Here is a 23349-nt window from a genome sequence, read left to right as displayed (position 1 = left end):
CTATCCCGTCGACTTAGAGACAGTTGGCCATTTTCTGTACGTCTGCCCAATCCCGTCCCGGAGCCCGACCTTCGCCACCCACCCCATCGCCTTCAACTTCTCCCCGCTCATCAGCTTTCGCATCGTCCCGTCCGGCTTGGTGGGGTCCGTGCGGATCTCGCCATCGAAGCCGACGACGTCACAGACCAGCTTCGCCAGGTCGAGGATGGCGATGTCCTCGCCCGAGCCGATGTTGACGTGCTCGAAATCCGAATAGCGCTGCATCAGGAAGACACAGGCATCGGCGCAATCGTCGGCGTGCAGGAACTCTCGTCGCGGCGTGCCCGTGCCCCAGATGGTGATGTGATCGGCCCCGGCGACCTTGGCTTCATGCGCCTTGCGGATCAGGGCCGGCAGGACGTGGCTGGAGTTCAGGTCGAAGTTGTCGCCAGGGCCATAGAGGTTGGTCGGCATGGCGCTGATGAAGTCGCAGCCGTGCTGCTTCCTATAGGCCTGGGCCAGTTTGATGCCGGCGATCTTGGCGATCGCATACCATTCGTTGGTCGGCTCCAGCGGGCCGGTCAGCAGAGCGTCTTCCGGGATCGGCTGGGGCGCCAGCTTGGGGTAGATGCAGCTGGAGCCGAGGAACAGCATCTTGCCCACGCCGTGCCGGTAGGCCGCCTCGGTGACGTTCGCGGCGATCATCAGGTTGTCGTAGAGGAAGTCCGCCGGATAGGTGTCGTTGGCCAGTATCCCGCCAACCTTGGCCGCTGCCATGAAAATGGCGTCCGGCTTGAGATCGCCGACGAAGGCCAGGACCGCGGCCGGATCCTTGAGATCGACCTCGGCGCGGGAGGCAGTGACGATCTCGCAGTCCTCGGAGGCCAGGCGGCGCACGATGGCCGAGCCGACCATGCCGCGATGGCCAGCGACCCAGACGCGCTTGCCCGCCAGGGGGAAAATTAAGGGGGCTGTCATCGCTTGCGCGCTGCGACGATGAGGATGGGGCGCAGAAGGGAAGGTAAGAGCCTGCTCAGCCGTTCCACAATCTCGAACACGACAGGGTATCGCGCAAAGTACATCATCTCGTTGTCTATGGTCGTGGAGTGGTTGTCCCAGCGATCCTGAGGAAACCACCTAAACGCGGCATTCCGCGTGTTCATGCGGTAGCGAGTTGGGAAAACGTCCTGAGCCTCCCGATCAGGCTGGAGCCGTCGCAAAACTGTCTGATGAAGGCGATTGGGAACAATGGTCGCCCCGATGGCGATGAGCCCGAAACGGTTGGGAGTCCGCGCGAAAAACCATCCGCCTGGTTTCAAGACCCGCTCCACTTCGGCGGCGAACGATGCGGGATCGTCCACATGCTCCAGCACCCAGTCGCTGAAGATCAGGTCAAACTCACCCGTGGCGAATGGCATTGGCTTGCCGGGCTCGAAAACGTGAGCTTCGTCAAGCAGCGGATTGTCGAGGACGGCTGGATCAACATCGATTCCCACCACGCGCGTGACTTTGCCTTTTAAGGTCACCAGGTCACGCTTGTAGCGCCACTGCGTTTCCGCCTGGGCGCCCCGGCCCGCTCCGAGATCTAGAACGTGATCACTCGGTTGGAGAACGGAATGGATTAGCGAGTACAGAAAGTGGGTCGAGTCTCGCCGGGTGAACCCACCGATCAATCGTTCCGGTGTCCGCCGAGCCAGATTTAAATCGACCTTCGAATATTTCGTTGTCTCACTCGCCATTGCCGCGTTGCTCCCGCGCCACCGCGACCAGATCGGCGGCGACCATTTCTTCGCAGAGGGCCTGCCATTTGGTTTCGTGGGTCCAGCCCAGCTTCGACCTGGCCTTGGTCGGATCGCCGATCAGCAGGTCGACCTCGGTCGGACGGAAATAGCGGGGGTCGATCTCGACATAGACGCGGCCGGTCTCGGCGCAGATGCCCTTCTCGTCGACGCCTTCGCCTTCCCAGCAAAGAGTGACGCCGATCTGGGTGAAGGCGTGGGTAACGAAGTCGCGGATGACCGTCGTCTCGCCGGTGGCCAGAACATAGTCGTCCGGCTCGTCCTGCTGCAGCATCAGCCACATGCCGCGCACATATTCGCGGGCGTGACCCCAGTCGCGCTTGGCGTCGATGTTGCCGAGGAACAGCTTGTCCTGGAACCCCAGCTTGATGGCGGCGGCGGCGCGCGTGATCTTGCGGGTGACGAAGGTTTCGCCTCGCAGCGGGCTCTCGTGGTTGAACAGAATGCCGTTCGAGGCGTGGATACCATAGGCCTCGCGGTAGTTCACCACGATCCAGTAGCCGTAGATCTTGGCCACGGCGTAGGGGCTGCGCGGATAGAAGGGCGTGGTCTCCGACTGCGGCACTTCCTGCACCTTGCCGTACAGCTCGGACGTCGAGGCCTGGTAGAAGCGGGTTTTCTTCTCCAGGCCCAGAATGCGGATCGCCTCCAGGATGCGCAGGGTGCCGATGCCGTCGGCGTTGGCCGTGTACTCCGGCGTGGCAAACGAAACCTGGACGTGGCTCATGGCGGCAAGGTTGTAGATCTCGTCCGGCTGGGTTTCCTGGATGATCCGGATCAGATTGGTCGAGTCGGTCAGATCGCCATAGTGCAGGATGAAGCGCGGGTTTTCCTCGTGCGGGTCTTGATAGATGTGGTCGATCCGGCCGGTGTTGAACGACGACGACCGTCGCTTCACGCCGTGGACGGTGTAGCCTTTTTCCAGCAGCAGGTCGGCGAGATAGGCGCCATCCTGGCCCGTCACACCGGTGATGAGCGCAACCTTGCCCTTGCCTTCGTCCGCCATGAAGTCCCCCGACTTCAGCCCAACCTGGGGCTGATATGTCTGCTATAACAATGTGCGATGGGACGAACATCACGAATTGCTGCGACGCACCTAACAAAGTTGGGTGAACTGGCCAGAATGCCACGCGCGACCTGCGACGGCCCTTGCAGCCCGAATGTTGTCGCAAGGTAGGTTATGGTGTTGGATATCCGTAGTGGCAGCCTCTGATAGCGAGGCGCTGACTGTCGCCGGCGTGACCGCCAGAACCCCTCACGGTCTGAGCTCAGTCCGGTCCAAAATCGTTACAGCGCGATTTCTACCAAGTCACTGATCTTAGGAAATTTTATCCTAGACTACGAATCTGAGGGTCGGACGTTCCAATCTTTCCGGGCGCCCCGCTTCGTCCAGATATCTTCGGGCGTCGTCGTCGACGGGGCGTTCGTCAGGCCTGACGGTTCAGGTGTGCAGAGACACCGTCCGTCGTGACGCCTTCAAGGTGACGCGCGACCGTGTCGATGAAGCGCGGATCGGCCGCCAGGCGGGGCGAGACGATTTCGGACAGGGCGGACACCGCGCGGACGCGGGCCTCGGCGGTCGATGCGCCTGACAGCACCTCGGCGATCCGGACCGCCATGGGGTCGTCGACCGTGAAGGTTTCGCCGGTCTCGGTGACGCCGCCCTGCCATTTGATCCAGCCGGCGACGCCGAGAGCCAGGGCATCGATGGACTGACCCGCGTCGAGGCGGGCGGCGATGGATGCGAGCAGGCGCTGGGGCAGCTTCTGGGAGCCGTCCATCGCGATTTGGCGCGTGCGGTGCTGCAGCGAGGGGTTCGAGAACCGGGCCATCAGGTCGGCGCGGTAGGCCGGAATGTCGAGGCCGGGGGGCGGGTTCAGCGTGGCCTCGGCCTCGTCCCACAGCCGCTCGACGAAGGCCTTGAAGGCCGGGATGGCGACGACCTCGTGCACGAAGGCGTGGCCCGCAAGACCGCCCAGATAGGCGATTGAGGAATGGGCACCGTTCAGGAGGCGCAGCTTGGCGTCTTCCCAGGGGGCGACCTCGGCGGTCAGCTGGACGCCTAGGGCCGCGAAGTCCGGGCGAGGGCCGGCGAAAATGTCTTCGACCACCCACTGGGTGAAGGGTTCGGTCTTGACCATGCCCTCGTCGCGGACGCCCAGAGTGGCGGCTTGCGCGTCGATGTCCTTGGGCGTCGTGGCCGGGACGATGCGGTCGACCATGGTCTGGGGGAAGGCGCCCCGGGCGGCGATCCATGCCGCCAGAGCCGGGTCGTGAGCCTCGGCCATCGCCAGCACGGCAGAACGCACGCGGGCGCCGTTGTGCGGGAGGTTGTCGCAGGAAACGACCGTGAAGGGCGCGAGGCTTTGGCGGCGACGCTCGGCGAGGGCGGCGACGAGAAAACCGGGTGCCGTGCGGGGTTTCGACAGGTCGGCGAGATCGGCGGCGACGTCAGGGTCGCCGGTCAGGAGACCGCCCGAGGCCGGGTCGAGGCGGTAGCCCTTCTCGGTAACGGTCAGGGTGACGAGATGCACGTCGGGCGAGGCCATGGCCGCGACGACGGCGGCGGGGTCTTCCGGAGCGACGAGTACGCCCTGGACCGCGCCGATGATGCGGGTGTGGTCATCGACGCCATCGCGGACGACGACGCTGTAGAGGCCGTCCTGAGGGTTCAACTGATCGCGGACGCCGGGTGAACGCAAGGACACCCCGAGAACACCCCAGCGCAGGTCGCCGGCGCGCAGGGCGTCGTCGAACACCACCGCCTGGTGCGCCCGGTGAAAGGCGCCGATGCCGAGTTGGACGACGCCGGTCTTCACCGCGTCGCGATCATAGCCGGGGCGTTCGACCTCGGCCGGGAGATCGGCGAGAGTCGCGTCGGAGAGGCGCGTCACAGCTTGTAGGCCGCCTTGACCAGATCATAGGTCAGGGCGTGGGCCAGCTCGTGGGCCTCGTCCTCTTCCATCCGGTGCTCGACGACCAGCTTGGCCAGCCAGCCGCAGTCCATACGGCGGGCGACGTCGTGGCGGGCCGGAATCGACAGGAAGGCGCGGGTGTCGTCGTTGAAGCCGACGGTGTTGTAGAACCCCGCCGTCTCGGTCGCCTGCTCGCGGAAGCGGCGCATGCCCTCGGGGCTGTCGTGGAACCACCAGGGCGGACCCAGCTTCAGCGCCGGATAGTGGCCGGCCAGCGGGGCCAGTTCGCGGCTGTAGCTGGTCTCGTCCAGGGTGAAGAGGATGATGGTCAGCGACGGCTCGGAGCCGAAGGCGTCCAGCAGCGGCTTCAGGTCGGCGACATAGTTGGTCTGGGTCGGGATGTCGGCGCCCTTGTCGCGACCGAATTTCTGGAAGACGACCTCGTTGTGATTGCGCGACGAGCCAGGGTGGATCTGCATGGTCAGGCCGTCGTCGAGGCTCATGCGGGCCATCTCGGTCAGCATCTGGCCCCGGAACAGTTCGGCTTCCTTGGCCGAGACCGGGCCGGTGGCGACCTTCTGATAGAGGGCGACGGCGTCCGCCTGATTTAGGTTGGCGGTGAAGGCGGTCGGATGGCCGTGGTCGGTCGAGGTCGCGCCGTAGGAGGCGAAATAGGCGCGACGCTTGCGGTGGGCGGCGAGGTAGCCTTCCCAGGTCGAGACGTCCTCGCCGGTGATCGCGCCGAACTGGACGAGGTTGTCGTGGAAGCCCTCGAAGTCCGGATCCAGAACCGGGTCCGGCCGGTAGGCGGTGACCACCTTGCCCGACCAGCCCGAGGCCTTGATTTCGGCGTGATGCTCGAGCGGATCGAGCGGACTCTCGGTCGTGGCGATGACCTCGATATTGTAGCGCTCGAACAGGGCGCGGGGCTTGAAGGCCTCGGTCTTCAGGGCCGCGTCGATGATGTCGTAGTAGTGGTCGGCGGTCTCGGCCGTCAGGCGGACGTCGATGCCGAAGACTTCCGAATAGACCCAGTCGTGCCACATGCGCGACGGTGTGCCCCGGAACAGGTGATAGCGCTCGGCGAACAGACGCCAGATCTTGCGGGGGTCGGTCTCGACCGGCCCGCCGTCGGCGCGGGGGACGCCGAGGTCCTCCAGCGCCACGCCCTGGCTGAACAGCATGCGGAAGACATAGTGGTCCGGCGTGATCAGGAGCTCGGCGGGGTTGGCCCAGTTCTGGTTCTGCGCGAACCAAGAGGGGTCGGTGTGGCCGTGCGGGCTGACGATCGGGAGGTCCTTGATCTCCGCATACAGGCGCCGGGCGACCGCGCGCGTCTCGGGATCGGCGGGGAACAGGCGATCGGGGTGAAAGCGAAGCGGCTGGGTCATGCGAAACTCGCGGATCTGGTAACCGGTGTCAGTATGTGGACATAGCGGGCGGGGGGGCGCGCCGTCCAGCGGCAAGGCCTCACAGCTTGGTTCGCAGCGACCAGAGCTCGGGGAAACAGCGGCGCTCGAGCGTCGAGGACAGATAGCCGACGCCGTCGGTGCCGCCCGTGCCGCGGCGGCGCCCGATGATCCGCTCCACCGTCACCACATGTTTGTGGCGCCAGGTCAGGAGGGCGTCGTCCAGATCGACCAGTTTCTCGGCCAGTTGATAGAAGGGCCACCAGCGCTCGGTGTCGCGATAGACCGCCAGCCAGGCCGCCTCGACGGCCTCGGACGGCTCATAGGGCCGGCTGACGTCGCGGTTCAGGACCTCGGCCGGGATGGGCAGGCCGGCCTTCGACATCTGCCGGAGGGCGTCGTCGTAAAGGCTCGGAGCGGCCAGGGCTTCGGACAGGGCGGCGTGCGCGGCCGGGCGGTCCTCCTGGAACGACAGGAACTTCGGATCCTTTAGGCCCAGCATGGTCTCGAACCGGCGGAACTGGTCGCTCTGGAAGCCGGACGAGGAACCGAGCCCGCCCCGGAAGTGCAGGTAGTCGGCGGGCGTCATGGTGGCCAGGATGTCCCAGCTCTGGGTCATCACCGACTGGATGCGGCTGACCCGCGCCAGGCTCTTGTAGGCGGGCACCAGATCGCCGGCGCGGACCAGCGACTGGGCCAGGGCGACCTCGTGCAGGATCTGCTTGAGCCAAAGCTCCTTGGTCTGGTGGATGATGACGAACAGCATCTCGTCGTGCTGATCCGTGACCGGGCTCTGGGCGGCCAGCAGCCGGTCCAGATCCAGATAGCGGGCATAGGTCATGTCGGCGGCGGGCGTGTCGGTCATGCGGGATGTATCGGCCGCTTCACCGACGGCCTCAAGGTCAGCCGACCAGAACGGGTCGCGACCGGTCGGCATCGGGGCAGGACAGGCCGTGCACGCGTACGTCCGCCTGACCGAGGCGCAGGCCCAGCATGTCGAGCAGCGGATTGATCGTAGCGTCCAGCACCGGGCCGAGCGGGGTCAGCAGGACGCCCAAGGCCTGGACGATCCCGCCCAGGCCGAGGCCTAGACCCAGGACATGGACCGTCACATCCAGTCTCTGGATCAATGTGGTGATCAGGCCGGAGGCGAGGCTGGTGGAGGTCACGGTCTTGATACTCTGGTCCGAGATGTCGGCGGCGCTGAACCGGACGGACTGGAAGCCCGTGTCGGCGATCTCGACATCGGCTTTTCCGGTCAGTCGGACGAGGCCGAGGACGGACAGCAGGGTCGCGGGCGTCGGCGTGAGGGCCTGCTTGAAGTCGTCGAGCTTTCCTTCGTCGATCTCGCCGATCTTCGCGGAGGCCAGGCCGGGACGAACGCCGAGCTCGACCCCGTCGGGGTCGCAGTCGATGGCGTTCAGCCTCGCCTCCGAGGCCGCCAGTTCAATCAGGATCGGCAGACGGACCTGGGCCAGGCCCGAAAGCGTCTGAGCCGTGCGAACCTTTATGTAGAGCCGGGCCTGGGCCGTGCGGATTATGGGGGCGCCAGTCCCCGTCACAGTCAGCCAGGGCGCGTTGTTGGGCCGCTCGCCGATGGCCAGCGACACGTCGAGTGCGGCGATCCCGGTCTTGGCTCCCAGGTCCAGCGCGACCTGACGCGCGCCCCCCGTCTCCAGCATGGCCATGACCAGGTCCAGAACCGAGACCGAGGCGTCCAGACCGGTCGCCAGACCACCGCCTGCGTCCGCCTCCGCGCCGATCAGGTCGCCGACCTTGAAGGTGACGGCGGCGGCGGCACCCGTCAGCTTGGACAGGGTGGAATCCGCCTGGTCCCCCGCCAGATCCTTGAGCACCCGCAGCGCCCGACCCGCATCCACGTCGTGAGCGAGAAGTGAGTTATAGTCTCCGGCCTCGACGTCCAGTTCCGTCGCCAGCGCATTGGAGAAGCCGAGCAGATTGACCTCGGCGTCGGCCAGCCGGTCGTAGTCCAACACGCTGAGCGAGACCGTTGACCCTGTCAGTCCGCTAAGCAGGGCGTTGGCCACGCCTCCGTCCAGAGAGGCCAGTCGCGAGCCGATCGAGAACATGGCGCGCGGCGGATCGACCGCCGTCGCCGCCGTCGCCGTGCGGGTCTGAAGGATCGAGTCTCGCCCCAGAATCCAGCGACCGAAGACCAGGGGTGAGGCCCGCGACAGGGTCACCCGTGCCGCGTTCGGGCCCTCGGCGACGGGGGCGAACCGCTGATGCGGCGCGACCGCAGGGTCGGCGACATAGAGGCCGGTGACGACCTCTGTGGCGACGTCGCGGAGATTGGCCTCGGCGGTGGCTTCGGCGGCCAGTTGCGCTCGTTGCAGATCGCGGGCGGCGGACAGGGCGGCGAGATCGGCCGCCCCCTGCAACGTCCGCCCATCCAGCGCCAGCGAACCGACATCGACCACGATGGCCGCGAGAACGCAGAACAGGCCGCCGGCTGCGGCGGCCATGATGGCGATGCCGCCTCGCTCATCCGTGATGAGGCGGTGCCTGGGCATTTCAATACCCGCCGGTCCGCACGATGGCCGTCCGTCGGATGACCGAGGGCGGGGAGGGCACAAGACCGGCCATCATCATCATCGGATGATCGTGGGCGTCGAAGGTGACGTAGACGCGGATCGCCTGGGCGTCGCTTTCGACCTCGACCGTCAGCCGATCACGCGCCAGCCCTGCGCCGCCCTGCGCCTCGGCGTCTACGAAGGCGTTGGCGAGGCTGATCCGCTCGGCCTCATCCAGTCCCCCGATGGCCGCCCGAGCGCTTTCGGTCGCCAGGGTCTGCACGCTTTGAGCGAGCCACATCCAGCCGCCGTAGACGACCATACCGACCAGCATCAGGATCATAAGCGGGCCCACGAGGGCGAACTCAACGGCGGCGGAGCCCCGCCGTCGGTCTGCAGCCACTCCTTTTGACCAAGGAATCATGAGATGATTATCGAGAACAATCATCTTCAAACAATGAACGGTTGTATGCTGGCTTTGAGCAGCAGCCGACCCTCGCGGCCTTATGGTGGAAAGGACTGGTGCTTTTCGCTAGCGCAGCATAACCACCGTTCGCTGTAGGCGTGACGAGCCTCAGCTGATCACGGATCGAGCCTTGGGGAGAGCGACGATGAGCGATGTTGTGCTCGTAGCCGGCGGGGCCGGTTATGTCGGGTCTCACGTCTGTCTGGCGTTGGCCGAGGCGGGTTTCACGCCGGTGGCCTATGACAACCTCTCGAACGGCCATGCCGCCTTCGTTCAGTGGGGGCCCTTGGAGGAGGGAGACATTCGCGACGCCGCGCGGCTGGATGAGGTGATTGCCCTCCACAGGCCGATCGCCCTGCTGCATTTCGCGGCCCTGATCGAGGTGGGCGAATCCGTTCGCCAGCCGGGGCGGTTCTATGAAAACAACGTCGCCGGAACGATCAGTCTGATCGAGGCCGCCCGGCGCGGCGGCATAGAGCGCATGGTCTTCTCCTCGACCTGCGCCACCTATGGCGACCCCGTGCGTCTGCCGATGGACGAAGCCCATCCACAGGCACCGCTCAACCCCTATGGCCGGTCAAAGCTGATGATCGAACAGGCCCTGGCCGACTATTCGACTTATGCGGGGTTCCGGTCGGTCTGTCTGCGCTACTTCAACGCGGCCGGCGCCGACGAGGAAGGCAGGATCGGGGAGCGGCACGAGCCGGAGACCCACGCCATCCCGCTGGCGCTGCAGACGGCCCTGGGTCAGCGGACGGGCTTCAAGCTGTTCGGCGACGACTACGACACCCGCGACGGCACGGCGGTGCGCGACTATATCCATGTTGCGGATCTGGCGGACGCCCATGTGCGCGCGCTGACCTATCTGCTCGAGGGCGGCGAGACGACCGTCTTCAACCTGGGCACGGGCGCCGGCACGACCGTGAAGGAGTTGATCGAGGCGATCCGGCGCACGACCAACAGGCCGTTTGAGGTCGAGATCGTAGCGCGCAGGCCCGGCGACGCTCCATGTCTGGTGGCGGACAATAGCCGCGCTCGCGAGGTGTTGGGCTGGCACCCCACCCGCGGTCTCGACGAAATCGTCCGTTCCGCATGGCGCTGGCACGCGGCCGAACTGGAACAATCGGGCGGCTGACGAGCGGCCAGTCTCAGGGGCTCGGACCGGCTGGGCGAGCGACAGGCGACACTGTCGCGACACAGCGCGAGTGATCCATCGCCCGGAGGCGGTGACTTCAACGCTTTGAATGTCTTGGGAGAGAATGGTGGACGCGACAGGGATTGAACCTGTGACCCCTTCGATGTCAACGAAGTGCTCTCCCGCTGAGCTACGCATCCGCCAAGACGGTTCCGGATGGCTCCGGAACGGGAAGGAGGCGTCTATAACCAGCCTCTACGGCCGCTGCAAGGGTGAAATCCCCAAACGTCGGTCGGTAATCGCATGGCGCCGATCAGGCGGCGTCTGCTCGTCCCTGATGAAAGGGCGAATCGCCGTCACCGACGATTTCCACCGCGTTCAGGGCGCCGACGAAATTGTCGCGCCAGATGCCGACGTCGGTATCGCGGACCACCTGCATCAGGGCCTGCCACTTACGAATGCGCTCCGCCTTGGGCATGGTCAACGCCTGCTTGATGGCCTCGGCCACCTCTTCGCGGCTGAATGGATTGACCAACAGGGCCTCGCCCATCTGTTCGGCCGCGCCGGCAAACCGTGACAGGATCAGCACCCCGGGGTCGTCCGGGTTCTGAGCGGCCACATATTCCTTGGCGACCAGGTTCATGCCGTCGCGAAGCGGGGTCACCAGACCGACCCGCGCCGCCCGATAGATGCCGGCCAGCTGATCGCGCCGGTACGAGCGGTTCAGATAGCGGATCGGCTGCCAGTCCATATCGGCGAACTCGCCGTTGATCCGACCGGCCAAGGCATCGAGCCGGGCGCGAATGTCCTGATAGGTGTCAACGTCGTCGCGCGAGATGGGCGTCACCTGGACCAGGAAGACGTCGCCACGCATGTCGATATTGTCTTGGAGGAACTGTTCGTAGCCGACCATCCGCTCCTCCAAACCCTTGGAGTAGTCGAGCCGATCGACACCGACCATCATGGATCGGAAGGCCGAAGACGCCGCCATGCGATCGTAGGTGCGGTTTCCCTCGCGGGAGTCGCGGGCTTGCATGAAGCCGTCGACATCGATGCCGATGGGGAAGGTGCCGATCTGCACACGGCGGCCGAAGGCCTCCAGCCCGCCGTAACCGGCCAATTCGCCTCGCGCTTCCGAGATCACATAGTCGCGGAACAGATCCAGCCACTCCTGGGTCTGGAACCCGATCAGGTCATAGGCGAACAGGCTTTCAACCAGTCGCCGGTGGTGGGGAAGCGTCACGAGCAGCTGGCGCGCCGGCCAGGGCGTGTGCAGGAAGAAGCCGATCCGGTTCTTGATCCCCAGCCGCCGCAGATCTCGGGCGATCGGGATCAGGTGATAGTCGTGGATCCAGATGACATCGTCCGGCTCAATCAGCGGCGCCAGAACCTCGGCGAACCGACGGTTCACCCGCTCGTATCCCTCGCCATACGACCGCTCGTAGGCGGTCAGGTCGACGCGGTGGTGGAACAACGGCCAGAGCGTCTTGTTGGCGTAGCCGTTGTAATATTCATCGACGTCCTGCCCCTCGAGATCGACCAGGGCGACGGTGACGCCGGCCCGATCCTCGATCTTCAGGTCGCCGGTGAACTGCTCGACGGTTTCACCCGACCAGCCGAACCACAGGCCATCGTATTTCCTCAGGGCTGCGGAGAGGGCCATGGCGAGGCCGCCGGCGGAACCGGCGGCGGGATCGGCCGGGGCGGAGACCCGGTTGGATACGACGATGAGGCGAGACATGCGGCTCCAACGTTAAGGCCAAGGTTTAGCTGCAACGCAATATCGTGAATGGCCTCCGGGTTGACACGATCGCGCCCGGAAATCGCTCCCGATTCAGCGAACATCCGTCCACGATCGACTGAGCAGAATGGCGCAGTTGATGATGCCGACGAGCGAGTAGGTCTGGGGGTAATTGCCCCACAGTTCGTTGTCTCCCAGCGAAATGTCCTCCGATAGCAGGCCCGCATGGGTCCGACGGCTGAGCATCTGTTCGAAGATTTCCCGCGCCTCCTCGTCCCGACCGTTCTGGTGCAAGGCCTCGATGAACCAGAAGGTGCAGAAGTTGAACGCCGTCTCCGGCTCGCCGAAGTCGTCGGGGATGACATAGCGGAAGAGGTAGGGCCCCTTCTTCAGGTCGCGCTCGATGGCATTGAAGGTTGCGACCTGGCGCGGATCGTCCGGGGTGAGAAAGCCGAGATCGACGAGTTGCAGAAGCGAGGCGTCCAGCTCCTCGCCGCCGAACGAGGCGCCGAAGCGGCCCTCCGCAGGCAGGAAGGTTTCCTTCTCGATCCGATCCCTGATGATCTGAGCCCGCTCGCGCCAGACGGTTGCGCGATGCTCCAGCCCCAGATGGTCCGCCGCCTTGCCCAGGCGGTCGCAGGCAGCCCAGCACATGACCGAGGAATAGGTGTGCACCCGGGCGATCGTCCGGAACTCCCACAGTCCTGCATCGATCTGGTCGTGCATGGCGAAGGCGCGTTCGCCGACCTTCTCCAGCGCGTAGAAGTCGTCGATCGTGCCCGGCCGCAGCAGGCGCTGGTCATAGAAGGACTGGACCAGCGGCAGCACGATCTGTCCGTAGACGTCGTGCTGAAGATGCTCGCGCGCCTGATTGCCGACGCGCACCGGCTTCATGCCGCGATAGCCTTCGACCGAGGTCACGATCCGTTCGTCGATATCCTCCTCCAGCCCCACGCCATAGACCGGCTGGACGTGTCCGCCGGCTGAGGAATCCACCAGATTTCTCAGATAGACGAGGTAGTTCTCCAGCATATCGACCGCGCCCAGCCGGTTGAGGGCGCGCACCGTGTAATAGGCGTCGCGGATCCAGCAGTAGCGGTAGTCCCAATTGCGACCGCTCTCTGGGAACTCCGGAACCGAGGTCGTCATGGCCGCGACGATGGCCCCCGTCTCCTCATAGGCGCAGAGCTTCAGCGTAATCGCCGCGCGGATCACCGCCTCCTGATAATCCAGAGGGATGTAGAGGGTGCGGACCCAGTCCTTCCAGTAGGCGACGGTGCGATCCAGGGTCGCCGACACGCCCGGTCCGACCTCCTGATCGTAGCCCTCGTCCGGCCCGAAGAAGAAGGCCAGCGGGTTCTCCAGCCTGAACACCCGCTCTTCCAGCACATGCGATACCGGACAGTCCGTCGTCAGACGCAGGGTCACGTCGCTGCACAGATAGCGGATATGGTTGGAGCCCGAGGTGCTCTCGGCCCGGCGCGCGCCCCAGTCGGCGGACGGCCTCAACCGCACACGGATGCGCGGCGAACCGTCCAGCGGTCGGACCATGCGGGCGAAGGCCAGCGGGCGATAGGTGCGCGAATGTTTCTTGTGACGGGGAGCGAAATCAATGATCTCCACCGCCGCACCATCCTCCGCCGTCAGTACGGTGCGGAGCACCGGGGTGTTGTCGATATAGGCCTGGCTGACGTGCTTCAGCCCCTCCAACTCGATGTCCCAGAACCCGTGATCGGGCGCATCGCCGTTCATCAGGGCAGAGAAGACCGGATCGCCGTCCACGCGCGGCGCGCACGCCCACACGAACCGACCGCTTCGGTCGATCAATGCCGAGATCGCACAGTTGCCTATGGGGGCGAGGTCGAGGTTCGGCTTGGTCACAGTCCCGCTCATCGTCCCGCCTCTGCCACGGCTTCCAGCCAGTCCATCACCTCGGGAACTCCAGCCAATCCATAGCGCGCGGCGGTTGAGCGATACGGTCCGACCAGCACCCCGAACCCGCCCAGAGCCTCCGCCGCGCGGAAGCCGGCCTCGTCGGTGAGATCATCGCCGAGCATCACCGGCAGGGCGCCGGCGAACGGCGGCTCGCCCATGAAGGCCGTCACCGCCCCGCCCTTGTCCGCCCCTGGCGTGCGCAGTTCCACGACCATATGGCCGGGTTGAAGATGAAGCCCGGTGCTCGCGGCCAGGTCCCGAGCGAGCGCGACGGCCTCTTCGGCGACGGTGGGCGACTGGCGGAAATGCAGGCCCGCCGAGACGATCTTGTCCTCGACCACGACGCCAGGGCGGTCCGCCGCGAAGCGTCGGAAGGCAGCCAGGGCCTCGGCCACGCCCTCGGAGGGCTGAGGCCGATCCACCGCTCCGTCGCGACGCCGCCGCTCGAGGCCGTGAACGCCCGCCGCCGAGAGCGCCGTCCCGTCGGCGATCCGATCGATTTCCTTCAGGGTTCGACCGCTGATGATCGCCATCCGCCCGCCCAGAACCGCGTCCAGCCGGGTCAGAACCGCTGTCCGCCTCGGATCAGCCAAGACCTCGTCCGGCGTCGGAGCCATCGGCGCCAGCACCCCATCCATATCGAGGAACAGTGCGAGCGGGCGATCAACCGTCACCGGAGGCGAGGCGAGAGTGTCGAGAATCGTTCCGGTGTCTGACGGCATGAAAATCCAGTGTGTTGACGGCCCCGCTTCTCAACGCGCCCGTCCGGCAAAGGTTGACCGGTTTCGTACAGAACTTGCGTGACGGCCCGGCGTCGCCACCTTGGATCCTTCTCCGCCCCCTCCATTGTGCAACTCTGCCGGATGGGGCAATTCCGCGCCACGATAACGACAGACGCCCGCAGAAGGGCGCCCTATCAGGAAAATCGACCGATGCTGCACGACGTTTCCGCCTCTCCCCCCGAAGCCGTAGGGGTCATGACGGACCGGGCGCGCGAAGTTGTCCGCCTGAATATCGAGGCGCTTCAGGCCCTGGAGCGGACGATCGATTCCAGCATCGCCCGAGCCTGTGATGTCATCCTGTCGCGCCCAGGTTATGTCGTCGTCACCGGGATGGGCAAGTCGGGTCACATCGGCGGCAAGATCGCCGCGACCCTGGCGTCCACCGGCACCAACGCCTTCTTCGTCCACCCGGCCGAGATGAGCCATGGGGATCTGGGGATGCTGCGGGGCGACACCACGCTGCTGGCGATCTCCAGCTCGGGCGAGAGTCGAGAGCTGCGCGATCCTTTGTTGTTCTGCCAGAGGAACAGCATCCCGGTCATCGGGATGACCCAACGCGGCTCGTCCTTCCTGGCCCGGATGTCGGCCGTGCCGCTGGTGATGCCCAGCGTGGCGGAGGCTTGCGCCAACGGCCTGGCCCCGACCACCTCCACCCTGATGACCCTTGCTCTGGGCGACGCGCTCGCCATGGTGCTGATGGACCGCCGCGGCTTCTCGGCCACCGATTTCGGCATGCATCATCCCGGCGGATCGCTCGGCATGAGCCTGCAAAGCGTGCGCGAGTGGATGGGGGACAACCACGCCCCGCCGCCGACCGTGCCCTTGGACGCCGCCTTCGCCGACCTGGTCGCCCACATCACCGAGGGTCGCAAGGGAGCTGTCGCGGTGCTGGACGATGAGGGAAGACTGGCCGGGATGATCACCGACGGCGACATCCGCCGCGCCTTCGCTCAGGACATCGGTCAGATCACCGCCGCCGACATCATGAGCAAATCGCCGATCACCGTGACGCCGGATCAGCGGATGAGCGACGTCGTCGATCTTTTGACGGCCAACAAGATTTCGAACCTGTTCGTCGTTCTGGAGGATCGGCCGGTCGCGATCGTCCATGTCGCCGAACTGATGCAAGCAGGTTACATCTCCTGACGGCGGGGGCCTCGCGGTTGACCCTTGCGGGGCAAGGGTCTACCCCGCAACCCAACCGCGCGACGTCTGCGCCGGTCGGAAAAATCACTCCGAAGGCTGGATTTGGATACGTCGCCTGATGTCGCCGAGCGATCTGTACGCTCTGATCCTGCTGGCGTTTTCGTGAGCGACGCCTCTGCCTCGCCAGTCGCGACGGCGGCGTCCAAAACGCGCGCGACAATCTGCATCGACGGCTTTAATATCGCCCTGGCCAAGGGCTCGGGTATCGCCACCTACGGGCGAAACCTTCTGTCGACCATCGCCGACCTCGGGATGGAGGGCCAGGTGCTCTACGGCCCGGCCGCGAAGCGATCGTCGAACAACGTCGTGAACGAGACGGCCCTGGTCGATGCCGACCGCCCGGGCAAGAAGATGAAGCGGTTCGACCGCTTCGCCAAAACGGCCACGAGCCGGTTCGGACGCACCGCATGGCCGATCACGCCTTCGGGTGAAGTCGTCTGGCCAAGCCGGGGCGGCGGACGCCCGCAGGCAAGCGCGTATTGGGCCGCCCAGGACCTATTCCAGATCGGCAATCGGGCTTTCGATGTCTATGGCAAGGAGACGCCGGTCGCCTTCGATGCGTCGGGCGATGTCCCCAAACCCGATGCCATGCACTGGACCGCGACCCTGCCGCTCTACGCGCGGGACGTGCCCAATATCTACACCATCCACGACCTGATCCCGTTGCGCCTGCCGCACACGACCATGGACGACAAGGCGATCTATATGGCGATGTGCAAGGCGCTCGCTGATCGCGCCGACCACATCGCCGTGGTGTCGGAGACGACGCGTCAGGACGTGATCCGCCTTCTGGGCGTATCGGAGGATCGGGTCACCAACACCTATCAGGCCGTCAACCTGCCTGAGACCCTGACCGGCCGCACTCAGGCCGATGTCACGATCGAGCTGGAAGGGGTCTTCAATCTGGGCTGGAAGGACTATTTCCTTCACTTCGGCGCCATCGAACCCAAGAAGAACCTCGGCCGGATCGTCGAGGCCTATCTGGCCTCCGGTGTCGAGACGCCCTTGGTCATCGTCGGCGGCCGCGCCTGGCTGGATGAGGGCGAGACCGCTCTGTTGAACCAAGTGATGAAGGACGGCGGGCCGAGCGCCCAGCGTATCCGACGCTATGAATTCATGCCCTTCTCCCTGCTGATCAGCCTGATCCGCGGTGCCAAGGCGACCTTGTTCCCATCCCTGTACGAGGGCTTCGGCTTGCCGGTGCTGGAATCGATGGCCTTGTCCACCGCCGTCCTGACCTCGACGGGCGGCTCGCTGCCGGAAGTCGCCGGCGATGCTGCGATCAGTGTCGATCCGTATGACGTCCAGGCGATGACGCGGGGGCTGCGCGCGCTCGACGCCGATGAGGGGCTGCGCGACGACCTTGTTCATCGCGGCCTGGCTCAGGCGGCGAAATTCTCTGTCGAGGCCTATCAGGGACGGTTGTCGGACATGTACGGCCGCCTCGGCCTGTCGTGACGCGTTCGGTTCTTTTCGACGCCAGCCGGCTGCTGAGCCGGGTCGAACGGACCGCGCCGACAGGGGTGGATCGCGTCTGCCTGGCCTATGCCGAATGGCTTCTGTCGCTTCCCGACGTCCGCGTCACCCCGGTGCGGGCTCGCAACGACCAGCTCGTGGTGGTCGATGAGGCCTGGTTCCGCGACTGCGTGAAGACGCTGCGGTCGCGCTGGACAGGGGCCTTCTTCGAGCGCTCCCTCACCCAGGACGAGATGCGGTTGATGACCGCCCTCAGCAGCGACGAGAGATCCTCGGAATCCGTGATCGGCAAACCGCCCGCGGACGCCGCCAAGACGCCCGGTCGTCGCAGGCGCGTGTGGAAGCAGTTCTTCCGCTCGCAGTGGATCCAGAAGCTTCCCGACAGCACCTTGTACTTCAACGTGGGCCACACCGGTTTGGGCGACGCCCGCGTCCTGACCGAGCTGCGCGATCGCGGTATCGAGCGGATCGTCTTCCTGCACGACCTGATTCCGATCACCCACCCAGAGTTCTGCCGTCCCGGCGACCGGGACAAGCACCGTGAGCGGGTTTTGAACACGCTCAACACCGCGTCGCGGATCGTGGTCAATTCGCAGTACACCGCCGATGAGCTGGCCGCCTTCGCTGCGCGCGAGGGCATTGCGCCGCCCCCGATCCATGCCGTGCATCTGGGGCTGGAGCCGACCTTCCTGACGCCGCTGACGGCGGCGACGCCTCGCCCCTATTTCGTGCACATCGGCACGATCGAGGCGCGAAAAAATCTGGCCTTCCTGCTGACCCTGTGGCGGCGCCTGTACGAGCGAATGGGCGACGCGGCGCCGCAGTTGGTTCTCGTCGGCCGATATGGCTGGGAGAACGAGGCAGTCCTGGATCACCTCGAGCGATCGCCGGCCCTGCAGGGTCTGGTGCATCAGGCCGCCGATCTCCCCGATTCGGCCCTCGCCACCCTGATGGCTAGCGCGCGGGCCCTGGTCGCGCCCTCGTCGGTCGAAGGCTTCGATCTGCCGGCGGTCGAGGCTTCGGCTCTGGGCGTGCCCTTGATCGCCTCCGATATACCGGTGCACCGTGAGCTTGTCCCCGACGCCCAACTGATCGATCCGCTGGACGGACTGGGCTGGCTCGATGCGCTTGAGACGGCGACGCGCACGCCGCCCAAGGCGAAGGCCTACGTCGCCCCGACGTGGGACGCTCACTTCGCCGAAGTCGCCCGACACGTCGGCCTCGGGTCCTGACAGACCGGCGAAGGCCCCCTGAGACAGTTGCGCTGGCGCCGCCGGTCAAAGGCCGGTAATCACCGCGCTGTATTGCTGAGTTCGGACACTATGATGCGATCCATCCTCGCCCTAATGATCGTCGCCATTCTGGGCGGCTGCCAGACCTTGCCGCGGGACGGACCCTCGGGCCGCGCGGTCGACCGGGGCGCCAGCCAGGACGCCGACGGCGCCGACTACGCGATCATCGAACTCGACTACGCTGCCGCAGAGCGCATCAAGAGCGTGCCGGGCAGCCCGCTCGGCTCGATCGCCGCTGCCTCCAGCACGGCTCAGATCGATACGATCGGTATCGGCGATCAACTGGCCATCGCCATCTATGAACCCAGCGGTTCGCTGTTCGGCGGCGGATCGGGCGGCGACACCGTCCGTGCCGGCAACCAGACCTTGCCGGCGGCGACGGTCGATCGCTCGGGCGCGGTTTCGGTGCCGTTCGCGGGCGCCGTGCGCGTCGCCGGCCTGACCACCACCGAAGCAGCCGGCGCGATCCGCCGTGCGCTGCAGGGTCGTGTCGGCAATCCTCAGGTCACCGTCGCCCTGGGCGACAACCTGTCCAACAATGTGACGGTCCTGGGCGAGGTCAAGGAACCCGGCCGGGCGCCGCTTTCGGTCAACGGCGACACTATCCTGGACGCCATCGCCTCGGTCGGCGGCGCTGCGCGTCCGGCCGAGGACATTCGGGTGGATATCCGTCGCGGCGCCCAGACCTATTCGGCGCCTCTTTCGGCCGTGACTTCGGACTTCGCGGAGAACATCCGTCTGGAGCGCGGCGATCAGATCAACCTGGTCTACGTCCCGCGCCGGTTCCGGACTTTCGGTGCGCTGGGCGCGGTCTCCGAGGCCGATATGCCGGCCGGGGAGTTGAGCCTGTCGGGCGCGCTGAGCCGCGCGGGCGGTCTGAACGACAGCTTCGCCAATGCGCGATCGGTGCTGGTCTTCCGGTTCGAGCGTCCGGAAGTCGCCCTGGCCCTGGGCGTGACCCAGGCACCGACGGTGCGCGGCGTGCCGGTGGTCTATCGCCTCAACCTGGAAGAGGCCTCGGGCTTCTTCACGGCCAACTCCTTCCAGATCCAGCCTGACGACACGATCTATGTGCCGCGCGCCACGGCGGCCGAGGTGCGCAAGTTCTTCGAGTTCGTCCAGCAGGTGACCCGTGTGGTCTACGACGTCTCGGTCACAAATACGCTGAACAACTAGGGCCTCAGGCATGTGGCGGGAACTGCTTTCCGGGCGTCGTCGCTTTGGCGGCGGGCGTTCGGAGGTGGCGGTCGCCGCCGACCTGTGGGAGCGGGCGGGACAGGCGTCGATGGCGACCCTGCCCGTCATGGCCAAGGTCGAGAAGCTGGCGTTCAAGGTCTATGGCGAATACGGCCTGCCGACCGAGCCGGGCCACTATCGCAGAGGCCCCCAAGCCGACGGCTGGATCTATCTGGGCGAAAATCTGGACGCCGAGACGCGCTGGGCGATGATCTTGGAGATGCCGCCCGAGGCGGGCTGGCGTTACGCGACGCTGGAAGACCTGGGGCGCTATCCGGGCGCCCCGACCGAGCTCAAGGCCGCCTCGAACCTTCTGGCCACCTGCCGTCACCTGAAGGCCCGTCTCGCCGGTCGCGAGCCGGGCAATCCGGGCGACGACCTGGAAACCGCCATCCGGCTGGGCGTCGACTGGCGCGAGCTGCAGGACCTGCTGTCGTGGCGCGAGGCGGCCAAGCTCAAGCTGACCGCGCCCTCGGACGCCCTGCCCCTCGCGGAGCCGCAGACAGAGCCGGTCGTCCCGATCGCAGAGGCGCCCAAGCCCAAGCCGACGCGCAAGCCCCGAAAGCCCCGCACGCCCAAGCCGGCCTGATCAGGCGGCGACGCGTCCGTCCGCCATCGCCTCCGACAGCAGTTCCAGAGACCGCACGCGTGCGTCGTGGTCCCAGATCTGGCTGGTGATCATCAGTTCATCCGCGCCCGTGCGCGCCACGAAGTCGTCGAGGGCGGCCCGCACCGTCGAGGGCGAGCCGACGGCGGAACAGGCCAGGGCCTGGCCGATCATGGCGCGCTCACCCTCGCCGAGGCTCTCGGCATAGCCGGGCTTCGGCGGAGGCAGCTTGCCGGGGCGACCGGTACGCAGGTTCACGAAGGCCTGCTGGACCGAGGAGAACAACAGCCGCGCGGCCTCGTCCGTCTCGGCGGCGAAGACGTTGAAGCCGAGCATGACATGGGGCTTCTGAAGGCGCTCGGAGGGGCGGAAGGTCTCGCGGTAGATGCGGATCGCCGACATCATCTCCGACGGCGCGAAATGGCTGGCGAAGGCGTAGGGGAGGCCCAGATGGGCCGCCAGCTGGGCGCCGAAGGTCGAAGACCCCAGGATCCAGATCGGAACGTCCTGACCCTCGCCGGGGTTGGCGCGGATGCGCTGGTCCTCCGAGGCCGGCTCGAACCAGGCCATCAGCTCCATCACGTCCTGCGGGAAGGCGTCGACGTCGCCTTGAAGCGTGCGCCGGAGGGCGCGGGCCGTCGCCTGATCCGAGCCGGGTGCGCGGCCGAGGCCCAGGTCGATCCGGCCGGGATAGAGGGCGTTGAGGGTCCCGAACTGCTCGGCGATGACCAGGGGCGCGTGGTTGGGCAGCATGACGCCGCCGGCGCCGACGCGGATCGTCTTCGTCGCCCCGGCCACGGCGCCGATCACGACCGAGGTCGCCGCCGAGGCGATGCCCGCCATGTTGTGATGCTCGGCCAGCCAGTACCGATTGTAGCCGAGCCGCTCGGCGTGTCGGGCCAGGTCGATGGTGTTCGCCAGGGCCTGGGAGACTTCGGAGCCGTCGGGCACCGGGGCGAGATCGAGAACAGAGAGTGTTGCCATCCCCGCCATATGGGGTCGACGACGGCGCCTGCAATCGGAAGCGGGAGCCGGAGGCCTTCGTCCGGTTCGTCCGGACGAAAACAGCGGACAAAACGGACGAAACGGACGAAATCGAACCCAAGGCACGGCTCGGGACCCAGGGAGCATCCTACATCAGCCACCGACCTGGGCAGACACAGGGCCTGAAACGGCCCGCAAAGCCCCGCGCCACGGTGAAACCGGGCGCCAGGAAGATTTTTGTTCTCAACGTCCCGCCTCGCTGCGGGACGCCTGGGTCAGGCGGCGTTGGCCGCCTTGCCGGCCTTGGCCTTCTGGGCCTCCTCATAGGCCTTCATGCCCTTGGCGATCATTTCCGCCGCCTCGCCGGCGTCGCCCCAGCCGTTGACCGTGACCGACTTGCCCTTCTCCAGGTCCTTGTACCGGGTGAAGAAGTGCTCGATCTGCTCGACCAGAATGGCCGGCAGCTGCCGGTAGCTGGCGATCTCGGTGTAGTAGGGGTTCAGCTTGTCGACGGGCACCGCGAGGATCTTCTCGTCGCCGCCGGCCTCGTCCACCATCTTGAGCACGCCGATGGGACGCGAGCGGATGATGCACCCCGGCACTACGGGCGTCGGGTTCAGCACGATCACGTCGCACGGGTCGCCGTCGTCCGACAGCGTATGGGGCACGAAGCCGTAGTTCCCCGGATAGTACATTGCGGTGTGCAGGAAGCGGTCGACGAACAGGGCGCCGGACGCCTTGTCCATCTCATATTTCACCGGCAGGCCCCCTTGCGGGATCTCGATGATCACGTTCAGGTCCCAGGGCGGGTTAGGACCGACGGGAATGGCGTCGATGTTCATGGTCTGCTCGCGTTGTGCATCTGCGAAAGAAGGCTGGGCGTGATAAGCCCCCTGAGCGAGAACGGCAAGCGGAACGGCCCGGACGAAGTCTGACGGCGGTAAGGAGGCAGGCGTCGATGAACACGTTGGACTGGTTGGGTCTCAGCCTCTTCCTGCTGTGCTGGCTGGGCTACGACCCGCTGCTGAAACTGCTCGCCCACCGCAGCGGTTCGCTCAACACCGACATGCTGACCGTCCGGCACGCCTGGATGACGGCCATGACGCATCGGGAGTTGCGTCTGCTGGACAGCCAGCTGCTGGGCCATTCCATCAACTCGGGTTCCTTCTTCGCCTCGTCCAACCTGCTGTTGATCGCCGGCGTGGCGGGCATCCTGTTCGGCGGCGATCAGGCGCTGCGAGGCTTCGCGGCCGTCGGGGCCGAGGCCGTTCCGGTCCGGCTGCTGGAGGCCAAGCTCGGTTTGGTGCTCCTGTGTCTGGCGCGCGGCCTGCTCGATTTCATCTGGTCGATCCGCCAGATGAACTACACCCTCGCCCTGATCGGAGCGGCGCCGGAGATCCATACCGACGCGGACAAGGTCGCCTTCGGCGAGGCGACGGCGCAGGTTCTGAATCCCGCGCTGGCGGCCTTCAGCCAGGGTGTTCGCGGCTATTATTTCGCCCTGGCCGCCGCGTCGTGGCTGTTCGGTCCGGTGTGGCTGTGCGCCGGTGTGGTCTCGGCCTTCTCGCTTCTGGTATGGCGCCAGTCGGGCTCGCCGGCCGCGCGGGCGATCCGGACCGCCCGACGGCTGCTCGACGACGAACGTAACCGACCAGCTTGACTATTTCGCAGTGCAGCATTCCGTCCGTGACCGGATCGCGCACGAAACGTGTTCTGAAAGCGGTTACAACAAGGCTGGGTGGTGGATGCGAGCGGTAACAGAGCGTGATCATTGATCATAAAAGCCTGCTTGACGCGTTGTGCACCGCAACCTAGATTGACCTTCGACGCCTCCGGGCGTCTTGCCCTTCCTG

The 23349-nt window shown here is 66.0% G+C and carries 20 protein-coding genes and 1 tRNA gene; 7 read left to right on the top strand and 14 right to left on the bottom strand.

The annotated features are described in order from the left end of the window. From fcl to ACW171_RS10535, 8 genes are all read right to left on the bottom strand, one after another. A complete protein-coding gene (gene fcl, locus ACW171_RS10570) occupies nt 1–957 on the bottom strand; it encodes a GDP-L-fucose synthase (protein ID WP_492093142.1) in 957 nt (318 codons plus the stop codon). Next, a complete protein-coding gene (locus ACW171_RS10565) occupies nt 954–1718 on the bottom strand; it encodes a class I SAM-dependent methyltransferase (protein ID WP_492093141.1) in 765 nt (254 codons plus the stop codon). The genes fcl and ACW171_RS10565 overlap by 4 nt, the downstream gene beginning before the upstream one ends. Further along, a complete protein-coding gene (gene gmd, locus ACW171_RS10560; RefSeq protein ID WP_492093139.1) occupies nt 1708–2784 on the bottom strand; it encodes a GDP-mannose 4,6-dehydratase in 1077 nt (358 codons plus the stop codon). The genes ACW171_RS10565 and gmd overlap by 11 nt, the downstream gene beginning before the upstream one ends. Nucleotides 2785–3205: 421 nt before the next feature. After that, on the bottom strand, nt 3206–4672 hold the full coding sequence (locus tag ACW171_RS10555) for a mannitol dehydrogenase family protein (RefSeq protein ID WP_492093138.1): 1467 nt from the start codon (nt 4670–4672) through the stop codon (nt 3206–3208). Then, nucleotides 4669–6084: a glucuronate isomerase gene (uxaC, locus tag ACW171_RS10550; protein WP_492093137.1), complete on the bottom strand. Its 1416-nt coding sequence runs from the start codon at nt 6082–6084 to the stop codon at nt 4669–4671. The genes ACW171_RS10555 and uxaC overlap by 4 nt, the downstream gene beginning before the upstream one ends. Nucleotides 6085–6163: 79 nt before the next feature. After that, a complete protein-coding gene (locus ACW171_RS10545; protein WP_492093136.1) occupies nt 6164–6967 on the bottom strand; it encodes a tryptophan 2,3-dioxygenase in 804 nt (267 codons plus the stop codon). Between the two features lie 37 nt (nt 6968–7004). Continuing rightward, nucleotides 7005–8636 carry a TadG family pilus assembly protein gene (locus tag ACW171_RS10540; RefSeq protein ID WP_492093135.1) on the bottom strand — a complete coding sequence of 544 codons (1632 nt, stop codon included), beginning with the start codon at nt 8634–8636 and terminating at the stop codon, nt 7005–7007. A gap of 1 nt (nt 8637) precedes the next feature. Then, nucleotides 8638–9060, bottom strand: a complete 423-nt coding sequence (locus ACW171_RS10535) for a TadE/TadG family type IV pilus assembly protein (RefSeq protein WP_492093134.1) — start codon at nt 9058–9060, stop codon at nt 8638–8640. Between the two features lie 187 nt (nt 9061–9247). Here ACW171_RS10535 and galE point away from each other — a divergent pair, with 187 nt between their 5' ends. Beyond that, nucleotides 9248–10237 (top strand): UDP-glucose 4-epimerase GalE, encoded by a 990-nt coding sequence (gene galE / locus ACW171_RS10530; protein ID WP_492093133.1) that lies wholly within the window; start codon nt 9248–9250, stop codon nt 10235–10237. Nucleotides 10238–10362: 125 nt separating this feature from the next. Here galE and ACW171_RS10525 read toward each other — a convergent pair. From ACW171_RS10525 to otsB, 4 genes are all read right to left on the bottom strand, one after another. Continuing rightward, nucleotides 10363–10437: transfer RNA gene (locus ACW171_RS10525), tRNA-Val, on the bottom strand. Nucleotides 10438–10550: 113 nt separating this feature from the next. Further along, a complete protein-coding gene (locus ACW171_RS10520) occupies nt 10551–11978 on the bottom strand; it encodes an alpha,alpha-trehalose-phosphate synthase (UDP-forming) (protein WP_492093132.1) in 1428 nt (475 codons plus the stop codon). Nucleotides 11979–12071: 93 nt separating this feature from the next. Next, a complete protein-coding gene (locus tag ACW171_RS10515) occupies nt 12072–13871 on the bottom strand; it encodes a glycoside hydrolase family 15 protein (protein ID WP_492093131.1) in 1800 nt (599 codons plus the stop codon). Then, nucleotides 13868–14635: a trehalose-phosphatase gene (gene otsB / locus ACW171_RS10510; protein WP_492093130.1), complete on the bottom strand. Its 768-nt coding sequence runs from the start codon at nt 14633–14635 to the stop codon at nt 13868–13870. Before otsB ends, ACW171_RS10515 begins: the two co-directional genes overlap by 4 nt. Nucleotides 14636–14845: 210 nt before the next feature. Here otsB and ACW171_RS10505 point away from each other — a divergent pair, with 210 nt between their 5' ends. From ACW171_RS10505 to ACW171_RS10485, 5 genes are all read left to right on the top strand, one after another. Further along, entirely contained in the window at nt 14846–15841 is a 996-nt protein-coding gene (locus tag ACW171_RS10505) for a KpsF/GutQ family sugar-phosphate isomerase (protein WP_492093129.1), read from the top strand. 162 nt (nt 15842–16003) lie between these two features. After that, a complete protein-coding gene (locus tag ACW171_RS10500) occupies nt 16004–17359 on the top strand; it encodes a glycosyltransferase family 4 protein (RefSeq protein ID WP_492093128.1) in 1356 nt (451 codons plus the stop codon). Continuing rightward, a complete protein-coding gene (locus tag ACW171_RS10495; RefSeq protein ID WP_492093127.1) occupies nt 17356–18609 on the top strand; it encodes a glycosyltransferase family 4 protein in 1254 nt (417 codons plus the stop codon). Before ACW171_RS10500 ends, ACW171_RS10495 begins: the two co-directional genes overlap by 4 nt. Nucleotides 18610–18702: 93 nt before the next feature. Next, nucleotides 18703–19845 carry a polysaccharide biosynthesis/export family protein gene (locus ACW171_RS10490; protein ID WP_492093126.1) on the top strand — a complete coding sequence of 381 codons (1143 nt, stop codon included), beginning with the start codon at nt 18703–18705 and terminating at the stop codon, nt 19843–19845. A gap of 64 nt (nt 19846–19909) precedes the next feature. Next, the gene (locus ACW171_RS10485; protein ID WP_492093125.1) at nt 19910–20494 is read left to right on the top strand and encodes a hypothetical protein; all 585 of its coding nucleotides are present in this window, start codon (nt 19910–19912) and stop codon (nt 20492–20494) included. Here ACW171_RS10485 and ACW171_RS10480 read toward each other — a convergent pair whose 3' ends face one another. Together ACW171_RS10480 and ppa are read right to left on the bottom strand one after the other, a co-directional pair. Continuing rightward, nucleotides 20495–21496 carry an LLM class flavin-dependent oxidoreductase gene (locus ACW171_RS10480; RefSeq protein ID WP_492093124.1) on the bottom strand — a complete coding sequence of 334 codons (1002 nt, stop codon included), beginning with the start codon at nt 21494–21496 and terminating at the stop codon, nt 20495–20497. It abuts the gene before it with no gap. 275 nt (nt 21497–21771) lie between these two features. Further along, nucleotides 21772–22338 (bottom strand): inorganic diphosphatase, encoded by a 567-nt coding sequence (gene ppa / locus ACW171_RS10475; RefSeq protein ID WP_492093123.1) that lies wholly within the window; start codon nt 22336–22338, stop codon nt 21772–21774. A gap of 116 nt (nt 22339–22454) precedes the next feature. Between ppa and ACW171_RS10470 the strand changes: the two genes are divergently transcribed. Continuing rightward, entirely contained in the window at nt 22455–23156 is a 702-nt protein-coding gene (locus tag ACW171_RS10470) for a DUF599 domain-containing protein (protein WP_492093122.1), read from the top strand. The last annotated feature ends 193 nt before the right edge of the window (nt 23157–23349 follow it).

The sequence above is a fragment of the Brevundimonas sp. FV1ye28 genome (genome assembly GCF_058681135.1).
This window is presented reverse-complemented; position numbering and strand designations above follow the sequence as displayed.

Coding starts and splice junctions, on each gene's coding strand:
- ACW171_RS10565 (WP_492093141.1), bottom strand. CDS start 1,718: ATGGCGAGTGAGACAACGAAATATTCGAAGGTCGATTTAAATCTGGCT.
- ACW171_RS10515 (WP_492093131.1), bottom strand. CDS start 13,871: ATGAGCGGGACTGTGACCAAGCCGAACCTCGACCTCGCCCCCATAGGC.
- ACW171_RS10505 (WP_492093129.1), top strand. CDS start 14,846: ATGCTGCACGACGTTTCCGCCTCTCCCCCCGAAGCCGTAGGGGTCATG.
- ACW171_RS10540 (WP_492093135.1), bottom strand. CDS start 8,636: ATGCCCAGGCACCGCCTCATCACGGATGAGCGAGGCGGCATCGCCATC.
- ppa (WP_492093123.1), bottom strand. CDS start 22,338: ATGAACATCGACGCCATTCCCGTCGGTCCTAACCCGCCCTGGGACCTG.
- ACW171_RS10480 (WP_492093124.1), bottom strand. CDS start 21,496: ATGGCAACACTCTCTGTTCTCGATCTCGCCCCGGTGCCCGACGGCTCC.
- ACW171_RS10545 (WP_492093136.1), bottom strand. CDS start 6,967: ATGACCGACACGCCCGCCGCCGACATGACCTATGCCCGCTATCTGGAT.
- ACW171_RS10535 (WP_492093134.1), bottom strand. CDS start 9,060: ATGATTCCTTGGTCAAAAGGAGTGGCTGCAGACCGACGGCGGGGCTCC.
- uxaC (WP_492093137.1), bottom strand. CDS start 6,084: ATGACCCAGCCGCTTCGCTTTCACCCCGATCGCCTGTTCCCCGCCGAT.
- fcl (WP_492093142.1), bottom strand. CDS start 957: ATGACAGCCCCCTTAATTTTCCCCCTGGCGGGCAAGCGCGTCTGGGTC.
- galE (WP_492093133.1), top strand. CDS start 9,248: ATGAGCGATGTTGTGCTCGTAGCCGGCGGGGCCGGTTATGTCGGGTCT.
- gmd (WP_492093139.1), bottom strand. CDS start 2,784: ATGGCGGACGAAGGCAAGGGCAAGGTTGCGCTCATCACCGGTGTGACG.
- ACW171_RS10520 (WP_492093132.1), bottom strand. CDS start 11,978: ATGTCTCGCCTCATCGTCGTATCCAACCGGGTCTCCGCCCCGGCCGAT.
- ACW171_RS10490 (WP_492093126.1), top strand. CDS start 18,703: ATGCGATCCATCCTCGCCCTAATGATCGTCGCCATTCTGGGCGGCTGC.
- ACW171_RS10470 (WP_492093122.1), top strand. CDS start 22,455: ATGAACACGTTGGACTGGTTGGGTCTCAGCCTCTTCCTGCTGTGCTGG.
- otsB (WP_492093130.1), bottom strand. CDS start 14,635: ATGCCGTCAGACACCGGAACGATTCTCGACACTCTCGCCTCGCCTCCG.